The organism is Phenylobacterium sp. Root700 (assembly GCF_001429025.1).
Lineage (GTDB): Bacteria > Pseudomonadota > Alphaproteobacteria > Caulobacterales > Caulobacteraceae > Phenylobacterium.
Genome location: NZ_LMHT01000010.1, coordinates 106,401 through 123,355 on the forward strand (window position 1 = coordinate 106,401; position 16,955 = coordinate 123,355).

General features: G+C 67.4%; 13 protein-coding genes. 5 read left to right on the forward strand and 8 right to left on the reverse strand.

Annotation, left to right across the window (positions count from 1 at the left end):
• Nucleotides 1-1,650: a M28 family metallopeptidase gene (locus ASE02_RS05390; protein ID WP_056731920.1), complete on the reverse strand. Its 1,650-nt coding sequence runs from the start codon at nucleotides 1,648-1,650 to the stop codon at nucleotides 1-3.
• Between the two features lie 242 nt (nucleotides 1,651-1,892).
• On the opposite strand from ASE02_RS05390, the gene ASE02_RS05395 reads away from it, so the two are divergent.
• The 3 genes from ASE02_RS05395 to ASE02_RS05405 are packed head-to-tail and all read left to right on the forward strand — an operon-like array spanning nucleotide 1,893 to nucleotide 7,604.
• The gene (locus ASE02_RS05395) at nucleotides 1,893-3,332 is read left to right on the forward strand and encodes an efflux transporter outer membrane subunit (protein ID WP_235536616.1); all 1,440 of its coding nucleotides are present in this window, start codon (nucleotides 1,893-1,895) and stop codon (nucleotides 3,330-3,332) included.
• Between the two features lies 1 nt (nucleotide 3,333).
• On the forward strand, nucleotides 3,334-4,470 hold the full coding sequence (locus ASE02_RS05400; protein WP_056731924.1) for an efflux RND transporter periplasmic adaptor subunit: 1,137 nt from the start codon (nucleotides 3,334-3,336) through the stop codon (nucleotides 4,468-4,470).
• Complete coding sequence (locus ASE02_RS05405; RefSeq protein WP_056731927.1) at nucleotides 4,467-7,604, forward strand: efflux RND transporter permease subunit; 3,138 nt, start codon at nucleotides 4,467-4,469, stop codon at nucleotides 7,602-7,604. Before ASE02_RS05400 ends, ASE02_RS05405 begins: the two co-directional genes overlap by 4 nt.
• Here ASE02_RS05405 and ASE02_RS05410 read toward each other — a convergent pair.
• Genes ASE02_RS05410 through ASE02_RS05425 form a run of 4 tightly spaced genes read right to left on the reverse strand, consistent with a single transcriptional unit; the run spans nucleotide 7,601 to nucleotide 9,843 of the window.
• The gene (locus ASE02_RS05410) at nucleotides 7,601-8,080 is read right to left on the reverse strand and encodes a GNAT family N-acetyltransferase (RefSeq protein WP_200957612.1); all 480 of its coding nucleotides are present in this window, start codon (nucleotides 8,078-8,080) and stop codon (nucleotides 7,601-7,603) included. The genes ASE02_RS05405 and ASE02_RS05410 overlap by 4 nt on opposite strands.
• Entirely contained in the window at nucleotides 8,080-8,442 is a 363-nt protein-coding gene (locus ASE02_RS05415; RefSeq protein WP_056731931.1) for a GFA family protein, read from the reverse strand. The genes ASE02_RS05410 and ASE02_RS05415 overlap by 1 nt, the downstream gene beginning before the upstream one ends.
• A 4-nt stretch (nucleotides 8,443-8,446) precedes the next feature.
• A complete protein-coding gene (locus tag ASE02_RS05420; protein ID WP_056731933.1) occupies nucleotides 8,447-9,427 on the reverse strand; it encodes a threonine/serine dehydratase in 981 nt (326 codons plus the stop codon).
• Entirely contained in the window at nucleotides 9,424-9,843 is a 420-nt protein-coding gene (locus ASE02_RS05425) for a VOC family protein (RefSeq protein WP_156405913.1), read from the reverse strand. Before ASE02_RS05425 ends, ASE02_RS05420 begins: the two co-directional genes overlap by 4 nt.
• A gap of 243 nt (nucleotides 9,844-10,086) precedes the next feature.
• Between ASE02_RS05425 and ASE02_RS05430 the strand changes: the two genes are divergently transcribed.
• Entirely contained in the window at nucleotides 10,087-11,373 is a 1,287-nt protein-coding gene (locus tag ASE02_RS05430) for an adenylosuccinate synthase (RefSeq protein WP_056731936.1), read from the forward strand.
• A 101-nt stretch (nucleotides 11,374-11,474) separates the two neighbouring features.
• Nucleotides 11,475-12,257 (forward strand): response regulator transcription factor, encoded by a 783-nt coding sequence (locus tag ASE02_RS05435; RefSeq protein WP_056732001.1) that lies wholly within the window; start codon nucleotides 11,475-11,477, stop codon nucleotides 12,255-12,257.
• A 24-nt stretch (nucleotides 12,258-12,281) separates the two neighbouring features.
• On the opposite strand, the gene ASE02_RS05440 is transcribed toward ASE02_RS05435, so the two are convergent.
• The 3 genes from ASE02_RS05440 to ASE02_RS05450 form a co-directional block, all read right to left on the reverse strand.
• A complete protein-coding gene (locus ASE02_RS05440) occupies nucleotides 12,282-14,597 on the reverse strand; it encodes a TonB-dependent receptor (protein WP_056731937.1) in 2,316 nt (771 codons plus the stop codon).
• A 281-nt stretch (nucleotides 14,598-14,878) separates the two neighbouring features.
• The gene (rpoH, locus tag ASE02_RS05445) at nucleotides 14,879-15,769 is read right to left on the reverse strand and encodes an RNA polymerase sigma factor RpoH (RefSeq protein ID WP_082601883.1); all 891 of its coding nucleotides are present in this window, start codon (nucleotides 15,767-15,769) and stop codon (nucleotides 14,879-14,881) included.
• Nucleotides 15,770-15,986: 217 nt separating this feature from the next.
• Entirely contained in the window at nucleotides 15,987-16,946 is a 960-nt protein-coding gene (locus ASE02_RS05450) for an RluA family pseudouridine synthase (protein WP_082601889.1), read from the reverse strand.
• Nucleotides 16,947-16,955 lie beyond the last annotated feature (9 nt).

A 16,955-nucleotide genomic window follows, 5' to 3' on the forward strand; every position in this document is an offset into this window, starting at 1 on the left:
CTATTTCCGCTGAGACGCGGTGGCGTCCCGGGTCAGCTTGAATTCCGAGCCCGCCTTCCACTCCGGCCAGCTGGTCGTGTTGGCGAGCTTACGGCCGAGATCCAACACCAGTTGGCCGTCCGCCGCCACGCCTTCAAGGTTCCAGGAAGGGTCATATTCGTCGGCCGGCTGGTGATAGCGGTCGACATTGTAGGCCTTGGCGTAGGCTTCGCCGGCCGCGATCCCGCCGTCCACCAGGTCACGTCCGGACTCGAACGAGATCGCCGGGACGCCGCGCTTGGCGAAGGGGAAGTGGTCCGAGCGGAAGAACGAGCCGGCTTCCGGATGGGTTTCGGGCGTGTAGTAGCGGCCCTTGGCCTTGCCGGCCGCGATCATCTCGTCCTGCAGGGTCGAGGCCGAGTTGCCCGAGGACGAGAAGTCCTTGGCCGGGCCGGTCGGCGCCAGCGCATCCATGTTGATGTCGGCGACAGTCTTGGCCAGCGGATAGAGCGGGTTGGCCGAATAGTATTCCGAGCCGAGCAGGCCCTGCTCCTCTGCGGTCACCGCCAGGAACAGCACCGAACGGTCGGGCTTGGGGCCCTTGGCGAAGGCGCGGCCGATTTCGATCAGGGTGGCGATGCCGTCGGCGTTGTCGACGGCGCCGTTATAGATCTTGTCGCCCTTGGCGTCCGGCAGGCCGACGCCGAGGTGATCCCAGTGGCCGGAATAGATCAGGACCTCGTCGGGGCGCTTGGCGCCGGGGACGATGCCCGCCACGTTCTTCGACACGATCTTCTGCACGTCGACCGCGTAGTCGGTGGAGAAGGTCGCACCCTTCAGTTCGACCGGCTTGAAGTCGCGGCTCTGGGCCGAGATCTTCGCGGTCTCGAAGTCGAGGCCGGCGGCCTTGAACAGTTCGACGGTCTTGTCGCGCTGGATCCAGCCTTCGAGCGGGGCGTGGGCCTCGGTCGGCTTGCTGCGAATGATGTCGAAGACGGCGCTGGTGTTGGAGTTCTTCACCGTCGCCCAGCCGTAGGAGGCCGGCGCGGTCTCGTGGATGACCAGGAAGCCGATCGCGCCGCGGCGCGCGGCTTCTTCGAACTTATAGGTCCAGCGACCGTAATAGGTCATGGCCTTGCCGCCGAAGTCGCCTTTCCCGGTCTCGAAGTCGGGGTCGTTGACCAGGACCAGGGCGATCTTGCCCTTCAGGTCGACGCCCTTGAAGTCGTCCCAGTTGCGCTCCGGCGCGGTGACGCCGTAGCCGACGAAGACGATCGGCGCGTCCTTGACGGTGACGCGGGTGGCGCCCGTCTGGGTGGCGAGCAGGGCGACCTGTTCGCCCTGGGTCCAGGTCTGGGTCTGGCCGCCGAGGTTCACGCTGACCGCCACCGGGCCGGTGGTTTCGAAGCGGGCCAGCGGCACGTCCTGGGTCCAGGCGCGCTGGCCGTTCGTCAGGTCGCCGCCGGGTTGCAGGCCCGCGGCTTTGTACTGTTCGATGATGTAGGCGACGGTCTTCTTTTCGCCCTCGGTCGCCGGGCCGCGGCCCTCAAAGGCGTCGGATGACAAAACTTTAACGTGCTCTGCGATCTTGGCCGGAGCGATGTCCGATGCCAAGGCGGGGGCGGCGAAAACGGCCCAGATCGCGGCGCCGGTGAGGAGAAACTGCTTCATGAATCATCCAAGTGTGGGACGGAATTGCGCGAGACCCTAGTTCGGCCGCTCGGATCGCGCTAGTCGTCTGCGTCCGCCGCGCCACAGTACCGCTTGCCCGCATCGTTTGTGACGGCTGAGCAATCGACGGGACGCCCCAGCCCGACTAAGTACGAAAACGCCGATATCGAGGTCTGCGTCGCGCCTCCTCCACGCCGATAGATTCGGTGGGTGTTCGCGGACCGCCAATGACGAAAAGAATGATGCGTTCAGCCTCTTCCACGACCACTCCCCTGGTCGTTCTGGCCTGCCTCGCGCTGTCGGCCTGCGCTTCGACGCGGAGCGTTGACACGCGCCTGCCCGCCGCCTTCGAGGCGCCGGTCCCCGCCGTGCCGGCCGGGGCCGCGACGCTCGATACCTGGTGGACCGCCTTCAACGATCCGCAACTCACCGCCCTGGTCGATCAGGCCCTGGCGGCCAGTCCCGACGCCCGCACCGCCGCGGCCAAGCTGCGCGAGGCGCGCGCCACCCGGGCCGGGGCGCTGACCAACTTCTTCCCGCAAGGTAATGCGCGGGGCGCGGCGTCGAAGACCGACAGCAAGGTCATCGACGGCACGGCGATCGCCATTCCGGGCTTCTCCAACTCCGGCCGGAGCGAGAGCTACAGCGCCAATTTCGACGTCACCTGGGAGATCGACCTGTTCGGCCGGGTGTTCGCCGCCCGCCGCGCGGCCAACGCCGAGATGGCCGCTGCGCGCCTGGACTATGAGGCCAGCCGCGCCAGCCTCGCGGCCAATGTCGCCGACAGCTATTTCCAGGCGCGCGGCCTGGCGATCCAGCTTGAGGATGCGCGGGCCACGGCTCGCATCCAGCGCGAGCTGCTGCGGATCGTCCAGATCCGCGCCGACCGCGGCATCGCCGCGACCTCCGACGCCGACCGCGTGGCCGGCGACCTGTCGCAGGCCGACAGCCAGGTGGCGGCCCTGGAGGCCGATCTTCAGGCCCAGCGCCGCACGCTGCTGATCCTGGTCGGACGCGGGATCGATCCGACCGCCAGCCTGCCGGTCGACGCCCAGGTCGGCGCCGTCCCCGAGGTTCCGGCCGTCATTCCCGGCGAGCTGCTGGCCCGCCGTCCCGACGTGCGCCAGGCCGAAGCCATGCTGGTCTCGGCGCTCGGCCGCCTGGACTACGCCAAGCTCGCCTTCTTCCCCACGTTCAAGCTCGCGCCGGGGATCGGGTTGCAGAGATCCGACCAGCCGGGCTTCTCGAACACGGTCCGGAACTGGACGATCGGCGGCAACGTCACGATGCCGGTGCTCGACATCCCGCGCCTGCTCTCGGAGTTGAAGTCGCAGGACGCCCGGACCGAACAGGCGGCGATCGCCTATGAAAAGGCGGTGCAGACCGCCTTTGGCGAGGCCGAGAATTCGCTGGTCCAGCTGGCCGCCGACCGTCGGCGCGTCGAGCTGCTGGACGCCGGCGAAGACCGTGCCGAGCGGGCCTATGAGGCCTCGCGCAAGGGCTATGTGGCTGGGGTCATCGACCTGCAGACCACGCTCAACAACGAACAGGCCTGGCGCAGCGTGCGCACTCAGGAAACCGCCGCACAGGTGCAGGCGCTGCGCCGTGCGGTTCAAACATACAAGGCCCTGGGCGGCGGCTGGCCGCTCCAGTCGGCCCCGACCAACAAAGAGGCTCGCTGACGTGTCGAGATCCAAGACCTACCTGACGCTTGCGGCCGGCCTGACCTCGGCCCTGGCGCTCTCGGCCTGCGGGGCCAAGGAGCCGCCGAAGAAGGACCCGGCGGCCCAGGCCCGTTCGGTGCGGGTCGTGAAGGTGGAAAGCCGTGCGATCGCCGGATCGCTGACCGCCTCGGGTTCGCTGATCCCGCGTGAGGAAGCTGCGGTCGCGCCCGAAGTGACCGGCTACCGCGTCTCGCGCGTGCTGGTCGAGGAGGGCGCCTTTGTTCGCGCCGGTGAAACCCTGGCTCAACTCGACGGCGCCCTGATCGCCTCGCAGGTGGAGCAGCAGCGGGCGCTCGCGGCTCAGGCCGCCGTCCAGGCCGAGCAGGCCGAGGCCGAAGCCGCCCGCGTCGCCGGGCTCGACGGCCAGGGCGTGCTGTCGGAAGAGGCGCTGCAGCAGCGCCGCTTCCAGGCGAAAGCCGCGCGCGCCACCGCCGCCGCCCAGGCCGCCGCCTATCGCGACACCCAGACCCGCGCCACCAAGCTGGCGGTCACCGCCCCGGTCTCCGGGCTGGTGCTGGAACGCACCGTGCGGCCGGGCGACCTCGCCGCCGGCGGCGCCACGCCCTGGTTCCGCATCGCCCGCGACGGCCAGATCGAGCTGTCGGCCGAGGTGTCGGAGGACGACATGGCCCGGGTTCGCATCGGCCAGCGCGCCACCGTCACCCTGCCGTCCGGCGGAACCGCGGTTGGACAGGTGCGGATCATTTCGCCCCAGGTGAACGCCCAGACCAAGCTCGGCTCGGTGCGGATCGCCCTGCCGGTGCGCAGCGATATTCGCGCCGGCGGCTTCGGCCGGGCGATCTTCGACGACGCCTCGGGCCATGGCCTGACCGTGCCGGAGACCGCCGTGCGCTACGACTCCGACGGCGCCAGCGTCATGACCGTCGGGGCAGACAACAGGGTCAAGAGCGTCATCGTCCAGACCGGCGCGCGAGGCGAAGGCCTGGTGACCCTGGTCAAGGGCCCGCCGGCCGGAACCCGCGTGATCCAGAACGCCGCGGCCTTCCTGCTGGACGGCGATCTCGTCAAGCCGCTGGACGCCGCGGCGCCTGCCGCCAAGCCGGCGGCGGCTCCAGCGACGGGTAAGAAGCAATGAGCGACGCCCATCCGAGCGGTGGCGGCGACGGGCTGAAGATCTCAGCCTGGGCCATCAAGAATCCAGTCCCGGTGGCGGTGCTTTTCGTCGCCCTGCTGCTGGCTGGGCTGGTGGCCTATTCGGGCCTCTACGTGAAGATGTTCCCCAACGTGCAGTTCCCGATGGTCTCGGTGACCGTCACGCAGAACGGTGCCGCGCCTGGGGAAATGGAGACCCAGATCACCCGGCCGGTCGAGGACGCCATGGCCGGCATCCCCAACGTCAAGAACATCTATTCGACGGTCACCCAAGGCGTCTCGACCACCAGTATCGAGTTCGAGCTGGGCGAGGATCTCCAGAAGAAGACCGACGAGGTCCGCTCGCGCGTCGACCAGGCCCGCGCCGTGCTGCCGCGGGAAATCGACGAGCCGACCGTCACCCGCGTCGAACTCGATAGCCAGCCGATCCTGACCTATGCGGTCGCCGCGCCCGAGATGTCGGACGTCGAGCTGTCCTGGTTCGTCGACGATACGATCGGCCGCCTTTTGCAGGGCGAGAAGGGCGTCGCCCAGGTCGCCCGCGTCGGCGGCGTGACGCGCGAAATCAACGTCATCATCGACCCCGACAAGCTGAACGCCCGTGGCCTGACGGCGGCCCAGGTGAACAACGCCCTGCGCGGGGCGGACCTGGATTCCCCAGGCGGCCGGGTGCAGGTCGGCGGGCGCGAGCAGACCCTGCGGGTGCTGGGTTCGGTCAATACGCTGAAGGCGCTGCGCGACTTCACCATCCCCACCGGCTCCGGCGGATACGTGAAGCTGACCGACATCGCCGAGGTCGGCGACGGCTCGTCCGAGGTCCGCGGTTTCGCGCGCCTGAACGGCCAGCCGGTGGTGGGCTTCATGGTCATGAAGACCCGCGACTCCAGCGACGTCGCGGTCGAAGACAACATCATCGCCGCGCTCCAGAAGGCCGAGGGGACCTACAAGGGCGTCACCTTCACCAAGATATTCTCCAGCGTCGACGAGACGCGGGCGAGCTTCCGCGCCACCCAGCACGTGCTGCTGGAGGGCATGATCCTGGCGGCCCTGGTGGTGTTCCTGTTCCTGCGCGACTGGCGCTCGACGGCGATCACCGCCTTCGCCATGCCGGTCTCGCTGATCCCCACCTTCTTCTTCATGAACGTGTTCGGCTTCTCGCTGAACGTGGTGACGCTGCTGGCCCTGACCCTGGTGATCGGCATCCTGGTCGATGACGCCATCGTCGAGATCGAGAACATCGAGAAACGCGTCGCCGGGGGCATGCGGCCGTTCCAGGCGGCGATGGAGGGCGCGGACGCCATCGGCCTGGCCGTCGTGGCGACCACCTTCGCCATCGTCGTGGTGTTCACGCCGGTCTCGTTCATGGCCGGCATGGCCGGGCAGTTCTTCCGCGAGTTCGGCATCACGGTGTCGATCGCGGTGCTGTTCTCACTGGTGGTCGCGCGGCTGCTGACGCCGCTGATGGCGGCCTATCTGCTCAAGCCCGTCACCCACCCCAAGCCGCGCAAGCCGTTCGAAGGCTTCTATCGCAACACCCTGGAATGGGCCCTCGATCACCGGATCATCGCCTCGGTGATCGGCGGCGTGATCTTCATCGGCTCACTGGCCCTGGTGCCGCTGCTGCCGCAGGGCTTCCAGCCCGAGGGCGACCCCGACTACCTCTATGTGAACGTCCAGGGGCCGCCCGGCGCCACGGCGGCGGACATGGAGGACACGGTCCGGCGGCTGACGACCCTCTTCCAGAGCCGGCCCGAAGTGACCGGCGTCTTCGCCCAGATCGGGTCGACGGTCAGCGTCGGCGGTCCTGGCGGCGGCACGGGCGGGGGCGGCGATCTGCGGTCCGGCACCATGACCGTCCTGCTGTCAGGTGATCGCAAGCTCAGCGGCGCCAAACTTCGCAAGGAGATGCGCGAGCAACTGCTGAGCATTCCCGACGCGCGGGTCAGCTTCCTGGGATCCCAGGGGGAGGCCGGTCTCCAGAAGATCCTGCAGAGCGACGATCCCGCCAAGCTTCAGGCCACGGCGCTTGAGCTCGAAAAGCAGATGCGCACGCTCGACGTCATAGCCGACCCGCGGCCTTCGACCCCGCCGGTCGGACCCGAGGTGGTGATCCGTCCGCGCGACGCCGAAGCCGCCCGTCTGGGCGTCTCGGCCGACACCATCGCCCAGGTCGCTCGGGTGGCGACGGTCGGCGACATCGACGCCAATGTCGCCAAGCTGACCGATGGCGAGCGGCGCCTGCCGATCCGCATCCGGCTGCCCGCCGACGCCCGCGCCGACATCCAGCGGATCAGGTCGCTGCGGATCCCGACCGCCTCGGGCGGTGTCACGACCCTGGAGGCCGTGGCCGATGTCGAGTTCCAGGCCGGTCCGGCGCGGATCGAACGCCTGAACCGCATGCGCCAGCAGACGATCCAGGCCGAGTTGAACGGCGTCGAGATGGGCACCGCCAACCAGGCCGTCGACAAGCTGCCGATCATGAAGAACCTGCCGGCCGGCGTGAAACCGGCCGAGACCGGCCAGTTGGAGGCCATGCAGGAGCTGTTCGCTTCCTTCGGCCTGGCGGTCTTCGCCGGTGTCTCGATGATCTACGGCGTGCTGGTCCTGCTGTTCCGGTCGTTCTTCAAGCCGATCGTCATCCTCTCGGCTCTGCCGCTGGCGGTGGGCGGGGCGTTCCTGGGCCTGCTGATCTTCGACCTGTCGCTGTCGATCCCGTCGCTGATCGGGTTCCTGATGCTGCTCGGCCTGGCGGCCAAGAATTCGATCCTGCTGGTGGAGTACGCCATCGAGCGTGAGCGTGACGGCATGGAGCAGCGTGAGGCCCTGATCGAGGCCTGCCGCGAACGAGCGCGCCCGATCGTCATGACCACCCTGGCCATGGCCGCGGGCATGCTGCCGACCGCCTTCGCCCTGGAGAAGGGGGCCGAGTTCCGCCAGCCGATGGCGGTGGCCGTGATCGGCGGCCTGATCACCTCGACCCTGCTGTCGCTGGTGCTGGTGCCGGTGGTCTACGAGTTCGTCGACGACTTCGAGAACTGGCTGAAGCCCAAGCTGGCCAAGCTGGTGACGCCTCGCGATGCGGCGCCCGCCGTCGTCGCGCCAGAGGATCGGCTCTAGAGCGCCCGGAACATGACCAGGGCGTCGACATAGTCGGAAGCCGGGCGTCGGAAGGCGCCCGGCAGTCGTCCGACGATCTCGAACCCCAGGCTCTCCCACAGACCAATGGCGCGCGCGTTGGTCGAGACCACGAAGTTGAACTGCATGGCGCGGAAGCCCCGCGCGCGGGCGTGATCCAGGGAATGCAGTCCCATGGCGCGGGCCACGCCTTTGCCCTGCGCCGCCTGGCCGGTCATGTAGCCGCAATTGCAGACGTGGGCCCCGCCGCCGGCCTGGTTGGCGCGCAGGTAGTAGGTGCCGAGCACCTGGCCGTCCTCCTCGGAAACGAAGACGTCGTGCGCGGGATTAAGCCAATAGGCGCGAGCCTGGGCCTCATCCATGTCGCGGTCCAGCGTGTAGGTCTCGCCGGCCCGAATGACGGGCTTGAGGATCGCCCAGATGGCGGGCCAGTCGGCGGCGACGGCTGGACGGATCATCAGGCGTCCTTGCCGTTGGTGTAGCGCACGGGAACGGCGGCGAGGTCGAAATCGTCGAACAGCCGCGCGTTGACGCCGATCCGGTTGACGCTGAAGTCGATCTCTCCGTCCTTCCAGGCTGGGCCTTCATTGAAGGTCGCGCACCCGCAGATCGCGCAGTAGTGCAGCTTCATCATGTAGTCGCCCCACTGATAGGTCGAGACCCGGTCGGGGGCGGTGGTCAGCCGGAACTGATCCTCGTCGTAATAGGCCCACAAGGCGCCGCGCTTGGAGCAGGACGAACAGTTGCAGCTGTTCACGTCCTTGGGCGGAACGCTCACCTCGAACTGGGTGGCCTTGCAGTGGCAGCTGGCCTTGAGCATGGCGCTAGATCTCCTTGCGCAGCACCTGGGCGAACAGGTCGGGATCGACGTTGCCGCCCGACAGAACCAGGCCGGTCGCGCCCTCGCCCCAGGTCTTGACCTTGCCGGCCAGCAGGGCGGCGAGGCCGACGGCGCCGCCGGGCTCGACCACCAGCTTCAGCACCCCGAAGGCGTAGCGCATGGCCTCGGCCACCTCGGCGTCGGTGACCACGGCGATGTCGGCGATGGTCTTCTGGAGGATGGGGAAGGTGAGCTCGCCGGGGGCGGGGCTCTCCAGCGCGTCGCACAGCGAGCGGGTGGTCGGCTTGATGTTGATCGGCTCGCCCTTCTGCAGCGAGCGCAGGGTGTCGTCGAAGCCTTCCGGCTCCACGCCGACGATGGCGGTGGATGGCGAGAGCGCCTTCACCGCCGTCGACAGCCCGGCCATCAGCCCGCCGCCGCCGATCGGGGCCACCACCACGTCGAAGGCTGCGCCCAGCACGCCGGCCTGCCGCATCAGCTCCAGTCCGATGGTGCCCTGGCCCGCGATGATGTCGGGGTCGTCGAAGGACGGGACGATCACCACGCCGCGCTCGGCGGCCACGCTGGCGGCCAGGGCCTCGCGGCTCTCGGTCAGGCGGTCATAGAGCTTGACCTCCGCGCCATAGCCGCGCGTCGCCTCGATCTTCACGGCGGGCGCGTCCGACGGCATCAGGATCGTGGCCGGCACGCCCAGCAGCCGGGCCGCCAGCGCCACGCCCTGGGCGTGGTTGCCGGACGAATAGGCGACGACGCCCCGTTTGGCCTGCTCGGGCGACAGCTGGGCCAACCGGTTATAGGCCCCGCGGAACTTGAAGGCGCCGACCCGCTGCAGGGTCTCGGGCTTGATCAGCACGCGGCGGCCCAGCCGCTCGTTGAGCGCCGGGCTCTCGATCAGCGGGGTCTCGACAGCGTGGCCGGCGAGCCGTGCGGCGGCCGCTTCGATGTCGGCGAGGGTCACGCTCATTTCGCGAACACCATGGCGTCGTCGGCGAAGGCCTTGAACTCCAGCGCGTTGCCGGACGGATCAAGGAAGAACATCGTCGCCTGCTCGCCGGGCTCGCCCACGAAGCGGATCTGCGGTTCGATGACGAACTGGGTCCCGGCGGCCTCCAGCTTCTGCACCATGGCCTGCCATTCCGGCAGGGTCAGGATCGCGCCGAAATGGCGGACCGGCACCTGCTCGCCGTCCACCGTGCTGGTGTTTCGCTGGCCAGCCTCGTCCGGCGCCAGATGGGCGACGATCTGATGGCCGAAGAAATCGAAGTCGATCCAGTCGGGGCTGGAGCGTCCCTCGGGGCAGCCCAGCAGGCCGCCATAGAAGGCACGCGCCTGCGCCAGATCGCGGACGGGGAAGGCGAGGTGGAAGCGGGGACGGGGCATGGCTTTCCTCATAAATCGGCGCGGAGAGGTGCGCGACGAGCGCCGGCTCAGCATGCGGTGCTCCGCCAGTTCTACAGGCGCAGGGCTTGACGGGGGAGCCCGCCGCTGGTTTACCCCCAGCGAACGGATATCTGCTGCCCGATAGGCGCGCGTCCGCTTCCTAAAATCGATCCAGTCCACCCGCCGAGAGCCTGTCGAAGGGCGTGGTTGGACCCGCTCGGCAGGCCGGGAAATCGTATCTAAATGGCTAACGTGACCGTGATCGGCGCCCAATGGGGCGACGAGGGCAAGGGCAAGCTTGTCGACTGGCTTTCGAACCGGGCCGACGTCGTCGTGCGTTTCCAGGGCGGCCATAACGCCGGCCACACCCTGGTGGTCGGAGACCAGGTCTATAAGCTCTCGCTGCTGCCCTCGGGCGTGGTGCAGGGCAAGCTGTCGGTGATCGGCAACGGCGTGGTCGTCGATCCCTGGCACCTGCTGGAAGAGATCGCCAAGCTGGGCGGCCAGGGCGTGAAGATCACCCCGGACCTGCTGGTGCTGGCCGACAACGCCTGCCTGATCCTGCCGCTGCACCGCGACCTGGACCAGGCGCGCGAAGCCGCCGCCGTCAACAAGATCGGCACCACCGGCCGCGGCATCGGCCCGGCCTATGAGGACAAGGTCGGCCGCCGCGCCATCCGGGTCGGCGACCTGGCCGACCGCGACGCCCTGGAAGCCAAGATCGACCGCCTGCTGGCGCACCACACGCCGCTGCGCGCGGGCCTTGGCCTGCCGGAATATGACGGCGCGCAACTGCTGGCCGCTCTGGAGGAGATCGCGCCGAAGATCCTGCCGTTCTCGCAGCCGGCCTGGCGCCTGCTGGATAGCGTCGTGAAGTCGGGCAAGCGCGTGCTGTTCGAAGGCGCCCAAGGCGCGTTGCTGGACGTCGACCACGGCACCTACCCTTATGTGACCTCGTCCAACACCGTGGCGGGGCAGGCGGCGGCCGGTTCGGGCCTGGGTCCCAAGGGGCCGGGCTTCGTGCTGGGGATCGTCAAGGCCTACACCACCCGCGTCGGCGAAGGCCCGTTCCCGACTGAGCTGTTCGATGAGATCGGCCAGCACCTGGGCACGGTCGGCAAGGAATTCGGCGTCGTCACCGGGCGCGCGCGCCGCTGCGGCTGGTTCGACGCCGTGCTGGTGCGCCAGTCCGTGGCGCTGAACGGCATCGACGGCATCGCGCTCACCAAGCTCGATATCCTGGACGGCCTGCCCACGCTGAAGATCTGCGTCGGCTACAAGCTGCGCGGCGAGATTCTCGACTATCTGCCTGCGGGCTTGAAGGATCAGTCGGCCATCGAGCCGGTCTACGAGGAGATGGAAGGCTGGAGCGAAAGCACCGCCGGCGCCACCTCCTGGAAGGACCTGCCGGCCAATGCCGTGAAGTATGTCCGCCGGGTCGAGGAACTGATCGGCGCTCCGGCGGCGATGGTCTCGACCAGCCCGCAACGGGACGACACAATCATGGTCCGCGACCCCTTCCAGGACTGATCGTCAAGGCGTTCTTAAGGGCGCTGGCGCTAAGTGGGCTCCGACCTTTCGGAGCCCCGAGCGCGCTAGTGTTCAACGAAGACCTGAAACAGATTCAACGCATGACGCCGCTCATGCAGAAGGTGCTGATCGTCGATCCGGCCACGGCCAGCGCAAGGCTGCTGGCCGATCTGATGCGCAGCATCGCCCAGGTCCAGCTCTGGAACGCGCCCACCACCCGCAAGGGTTTGGAGGCTGCTCGCCAGGTCAATCCTCAGTTGATTTTCGTGGAGTTGGCCGGGGCCGACGTCGACGGGATCGAGTTCACCAAACAACTGCGCAGGTCCGAGGCGGCCTGCCGCCAGGCCCCGATCATCATGGTGACCGCCACCGCGACCGCCGCGGCGATCGTCGGCGCCCGTGACGCCGGCGTGCACGAGTTCCTGCGCAAGCCCTATACGATGAAGGACCTGCTGCGGCGGCTGGAGGCGGTGACCCTGCGCCCGCGCGACTGGGTGGAGGCCGTCCAGTACATCGGCCCCGACCGGCGCAGGTTCAATTCCGGCGACTATAGCGGCCCGCTGAAGCGACGCTCCGACCTGAAGGCGACGCCGGAGAACGAGCGGATCAATCAGGCGCTGAAGATTCTGCGCGCGGCGGTTCCGGCCGTCACCAGCGACCCGGCCCAGGCCATGCGCGCGATGCTGGCCCAGATGGTCGATCTGCAGCGCGCCGCGAGCGTGACCAAGAACGCCCAGTTGGCCAAGGCCACGGTGGAGTTCCAGCTATTCCTGGCCAAGGCCGCGCAGAGCGGGGTGATGGTTCCCGCCGAGGTCGCCAAACACGCCGCGCCGCTGCTGGCCTTCCTGCCGAAAGACGAGCCCGCCAAAACCAAGGCGGCCTGACCACAAGGCCAGGCCGCCCCGTTTCTAGAACTCCGCCGACAGCGTCAGCTGCACCGACCGGGGCGGACCTGGCCGGAAGGTGGCGAGGGTGGTGGTGGTCGTGGTGATGGTGCCCAGATAGTCCTCGTCGAAGATGTTATCGACATTGAGCCTGAACTTCAGACGGCTCAGCGGCCCTTCGCCCAGCTGGCCGATGTCCATGTAGGCGTTCCACACCGTGTAGCCGTCGGTCTTCTCGCTGTTGATGAAGTTCGTGTAGCGGTCCGAGATGTGCCGGGCCGAGATGTTGAACAGCGCCCAATCGGTCGGCTCGAAGGTGACCCCGGCCTGGGCCACCCATTCGGGGAAGTCGGGCACGATCTTGCCGGCGATCGGCACGATGGTCGGAACCCCGTTCACGACGGTCGTATAGTTGTCCTGAAATTCCGCGTGGTTGTAGGACAGGTTGCCGTTGAAATAGACCTTGCCCGCGAACAGGTCGGGCTTCCACTGGCCGGAGAACTCCGCGCCGTAGGCGTCCACCTCGCCGACATTCTGGAAGAAGGTCTCGGTGGTGGTCGAGCCGGGCACCGTCGAGGCGAATGACTGCAGGCGGTTGGCGAACTTGGTCTGGTAGAGCACGAACGAGGCGTTGAAGGTCGGGCGGTTGGTCCGCACCCCCAGCTCCCAGTTCTTGGCGGTCTCGGCCTCCGGCGCCGGCACGGTCGGGCTGGCGGCCGAGAAGACGTCGTCGGCCCCGCGCGGCAGGGCCATGTTTTCCGAATATGAAGCAAACACCTGTTCACGGCCGGTGAGGTCGTAGACCGCGCCGATCTGCGGCAGGAAGCTGTCCTCCCATTTGGCGCTCAGGGTCGGGGTGCGCCGGGCGATGTAGTCGGCCGGATTGCGCGAGCCGGTGATGTCGTAGTCGATCCACAGCCCCTTGAAGCCGAGGTCCAGCTTCAGGCGGTCGTCGAGCAGGCTGACGATGTCCTTCAGGAAGAACTGCCGGGTCTCGCGGGTGGAGACGAAGTCGCGTTGCAGGTGCACCGGCTCGTTCAGCAGCGGGGCCGCGTCCGGGTTGCCGCCCGCGTGGTTATAGCGGGCCTGGGTGCGGTGATACTCGTCGTTCTCGTACCAGGCGCCGGCCTGGATCTTGTGATTGGCCAGCCGCCATTCGGCCTTGGCGCTGATCCCCTTGCGCGTGCCGTCGATGGTCGAGAGGCCGTATTGCAGGCCGCGCGGCGCGACGAGGCCCGGGATGATCAGCCGCTCGGCGTTATGGCTGGCCAGCGAGGTGGCGTAGGCCTCGGGCGAGACCCCGTAGCCTTGCTTGTCCTCGTAATAGCCGGTGGCCGACAGGTCGATGTTCTCTCCGACCGGCGACTTGAAGGTGAGCGCGTAGAGGTAGTCGGTCCGAGAGTTGATCGCCTGCTTGTAATACTGGTTGTAGAGCGCGTTCGAGTAGGTGACCCCCGGCGCCGCCGGGGTCAGGGACGGCACGTAGTTGAGATAGGGGAAGAAGCGCCCGCTGCGCCCGAACTGGTCGGCAGGCCCCTCGTACTGGGCCTTGGTGATGGCCGGGGAGTCGTAGTCGAAATAGTCGTTGTAGACGGCCTGGAAGGTCAGCTCCTGGCCGCCCTCGGCGCGGTAGCGGATCTTGCCTTCGATGTGCTCGCGGCTGATGTCGCCGGCCCCGCGCCAGAGGTCGGACTGGATGTCGGAACGGGCGACATAGGCCGAGAGGCCTTTGTGCTCGCCGGTGTCCAGGCGCAGGAAGTTGCGGAACAGGCTGTCGGAGCCGAACGTCACGCTGGCCGCGCCGCCGAACGCCTCCTTGGGCGGGGTGGTGAAGTAGTCGACGATGGTGCCGAGCGAGGCGTAGCTGGGCAGGCTGACGTCGCCGGCGCCCGACGAGGCCTGGACTCGCAGCAGGTTCTCATTGTCCACGTAGCGGTAGATCGGCGAGCCGCCGAACTGGTCGGACCGCCCCATCGGCACGTCGTCCAGCAGGAAGCCGATCTGGGTGAAGGAGAAGGCCCGGACCGTGACCGAGTTGCCGAACTCGTACATGCCCAGCGCGTCGTTGGCCTGGACGTTGAAGCCGGGCAGGCTCTCCAGCATCTTCAGGCCGGTGATCCCGGCCGGCGCCGACAGCAGCGCGTCGCGGGTGATCGAGACGGTGGCGGTGGGTTCGTCGGTGCCGATGGCGACGGCGGCCTCGGAGACCCGCCGTCCGGTCACCACCACCTCGTCGATCTGTTGGGCTAGAGCGCTCGTCGCCGGCGCCGTCAGAGCGCCCGCAAGCAGGAGCCCGCGTAGCGTTATTCCAAGTCCAGTTGTGTTCATTTCTATCCCCATAGAAGCGCGGATCTAAATATTGCGGCGCGTGGGGATGTTGGTGGGCGTAATTCCGAGTCGTTAGTCAGTATCTCTCGAAAATGCGATAGGATTGCTCATCTGGTGGCGACTAAACACCCACGTTTTTCACCTGTTGATTTAGAACTATTTGGGTCGATCAACCATGACTTCAGACTTCCTGAAGTGTCGTCAAGGCTTCGCGGGCGCCTGGGCCTAAAAACGAAAGAGGCGCCGCAATCTGTGACTGCGGCGCCTCTGACGTGTGCGGTTAGTTCGGTGGATCAGGCGTTGACGAGGTTCTTTTCAACCGCGGCGGCCTTCATCGACTTCTGCAGCTTCTCGAACGCCCGGACTTCGATCTGACGAACGCGCTCGCGGCTGACGCCGTACTGGGCGGCGAGCTCTTCCAGAGTGGTCGGGCTGTCCTTCAGGCGACGCTCGGTCAGGATGTGACGCTCGCGGTCGGTGAGTTCCGTCATCGCATCGCCCAGCAGACCCATGCGTTGGGTGCGCTCCTGGTTTTCAGCGACATAGGTCTCCTGGCTGACCGAGGTTTCATCCTCGAGCCAGTCCTGCCACTCGCTTTCGCCGTCCACGCGCAGGGGCGCGTTCAGCGAGGCGTCGGGGCCCGACAGCCGGCGGTTCATCGAGATCACTTCGGAGTCGAGGACGCCGAGCTTGGTCGCGATGATGCTGACCTGATCAGGATGCAGGTCGCCTTCCTGGAAGGCGCTGATCTGGCTCTTGGCCTTACGCAGGTTGAAGAACAGCTTCTTCTGCGCGGCGGTGGTGCCCATCTTCACCAGGCTCCAGGACCGCAGGATGTACTCCTGGATCGAGGCGCGGATCCACCACATGGCGTAGGTCGCCAGGCGGAAGCCCTTGTCCGGTTCGAACTTCTTCACCGCCTGCATCAGGCCGACATTGCCTTCGGAGATCACTTCCCCGATCGGCAGGCCGTAGCCGCGATAACCCATGGCGATCTTGGCCACCAAGCGCAGGTGGCTGGTGACGAGCTGGTGGGCGGCGTCGGAATCCTCGTGCTCACGCCAAGCCTTGGCGAGCATGAATTCCTGGTCCTTGGCCAGCATCGGAAACTTACGGATCTCAGTCAGGTACCGGCTGAGGCCGCCATCAGGCGACATGACGGATAGCGAAGTGGTCGTGGCCATGAACGTATCCCCTCTTAGACTGGCGGATCTTCAAGTCGCTCAGCGCGCCATGCGCGCGAGACCATCCGCCCCCTCCAATTCCTCAGATAGGTATTGGTTGCTGTGGGCGTAAGCCCCGGTTTGGGAGAAACCGGCGGCTCGAAAATCCGACTGCTCAACTCAGGTATTATTACAGGCGGAAATGGGCGCCTTCAAGGCGCTTGGGGCACAAGCTTTCTTACAAAGCTGACAGGTTAGCTTCTAGTTGCGCCATATCAGCGGGCAGGGGGCTTTCGAACCTCAAGGCCTGTCCTGTCACAGGGTGGACGAAGCCCAACACCGCGGCGTGCAAGGCCTGGCGCTTCAATCCGGCGTCGGCGATCGCCTCGCGAACGGGCCCTGCGGGCGGGCCCGAACCATAGACCGGATCGCCCAGGCACGGCGTTCCCTTGGAAGCCATGTGGACACGGATCTGATGTGTGCGTCCGGTCTCGAGTTGGCAAGAGATGCGCGCCGCCGTCGGTTTGCCGGCCGGGCCGAAGGTGCGTTCGGTCTGGTAGTGGGTGATGGCCTCGCGGCCGCCGGTCTTCAGCACCGCGATCTTCTTGCGGTCGTGGGTCGAGCGGCCCAGTCGGCTGATGATCGTGCCCTTGGGCGGCTGGGGCGCGCCGCGCACCAGGGCGATATAGACCCGGTCAATGTCGTGGGTGGCGAACAGCTTCGACAGGCCTTGGTGGGCCGCGTCCGACTTGGCCGCCACCAGCACGCCGGAGGTTTCCTTGTCGAGCCGGTGGACGATGCCCGGCCGCGCGACCCCGCCGATCCCCGACAGGCTGTCGCCGCAGTGGTGCAGCAGGGCGTTGACCAGGGTGCCGGTCTCGTTGCCCGGCGCCGGATGGACCGCCATGCCGGGCGGCTTCTCGATCACGATCAGGTCGGCGTCCTCATAGAGGATCGACAGGGGGATGGCCTCGGGCTGGGGCTCGGCCGGGGCTGGAGGCGGGATCAGCACCTGATAGTCGCCGGCCCGGGTCTTGGCCGAGGCGTCGGTCAGCACGTTTCCGTTCAGGCTGATCAGGCCCTCGGCCATCAGCGCCTGGATCCGCGCCCGCGACAGGTCCTCGACGTGCTCGGCCAGGGTCTTGTCCAGCCGCGCGCCGGCGGCCTCTGGCGGAATCGTCACGATCCTGGCGACCATATCCCCGAT

Bases quoted from the DNA above. Each gene is read 5' to 3' on its own strand.
- ASE02_RS05430 (WP_056731936.1), top strand. From the start codon at position 10,087: ATGGCTAACGTGACCGTGATCGGCGCCCAATGGGGCGACGAGGGCAAG.
- ASE02_RS05440 (WP_056731937.1), bottom strand. From the start codon at position 14,597: ATGGGGATAGAAATGAACACAACTGGACTTGGAATAACGCTACGCGGG.
- ASE02_RS05410 (WP_200957612.1), bottom strand. From the start codon at position 8,080: ATGATCCGTCCAGCCGTCGCCGCCGACTGGCCCGCCATCTGGGCGATC.
- ASE02_RS05395 (WP_235536616.1), top strand. From the start codon at position 1,893: ATGCGTTCAGCCTCTTCCACGACCACTCCCCTGGTCGTTCTGGCCTGC.
- ASE02_RS05420 (WP_056731933.1), bottom strand. From the start codon at position 9,427: ATGAGCGTGACCCTCGCCGACATCGAAGCGGCCGCCGCACGGCTCGCC.
- rpoH (WP_082601883.1), bottom strand. From the start codon at position 15,769: ATGGCCACGACCACTTCGCTATCCGTCATGTCGCCTGATGGCGGCCTC.
- ASE02_RS05425 (WP_156405913.1), bottom strand. From the start codon at position 9,843: ATGCCCCGTCCCCGCTTCCACCTCGCCTTCCCCGTCCGCGATCTGGCG.
- ASE02_RS05405 (WP_056731927.1), top strand. From the start codon at position 4,467: ATGAGCGACGCCCATCCGAGCGGTGGCGGCGACGGGCTGAAGATCTCA.
- ASE02_RS05390 (WP_056731920.1), bottom strand. From the start codon at position 1,650: ATGAAGCAGTTTCTCCTCACCGGCGCCGCGATCTGGGCCGTTTTCGCC.
- ASE02_RS05435 (WP_056732001.1), top strand. From the start codon at position 11,475: ATGACGCCGCTCATGCAGAAGGTGCTGATCGTCGATCCGGCCACGGCC.
- ASE02_RS05450 (WP_082601889.1), bottom strand. From the start codon at position 16,946: ATGGTCGCCAGGATCGTGACGATTCCGCCAGAGGCCGCCGGCGCGCGG.
- ASE02_RS05415 (WP_056731931.1), bottom strand. From the start codon at position 8,442: ATGCTCAAGGCCAGCTGCCACTGCAAGGCCACCCAGTTCGAGGTGAGC.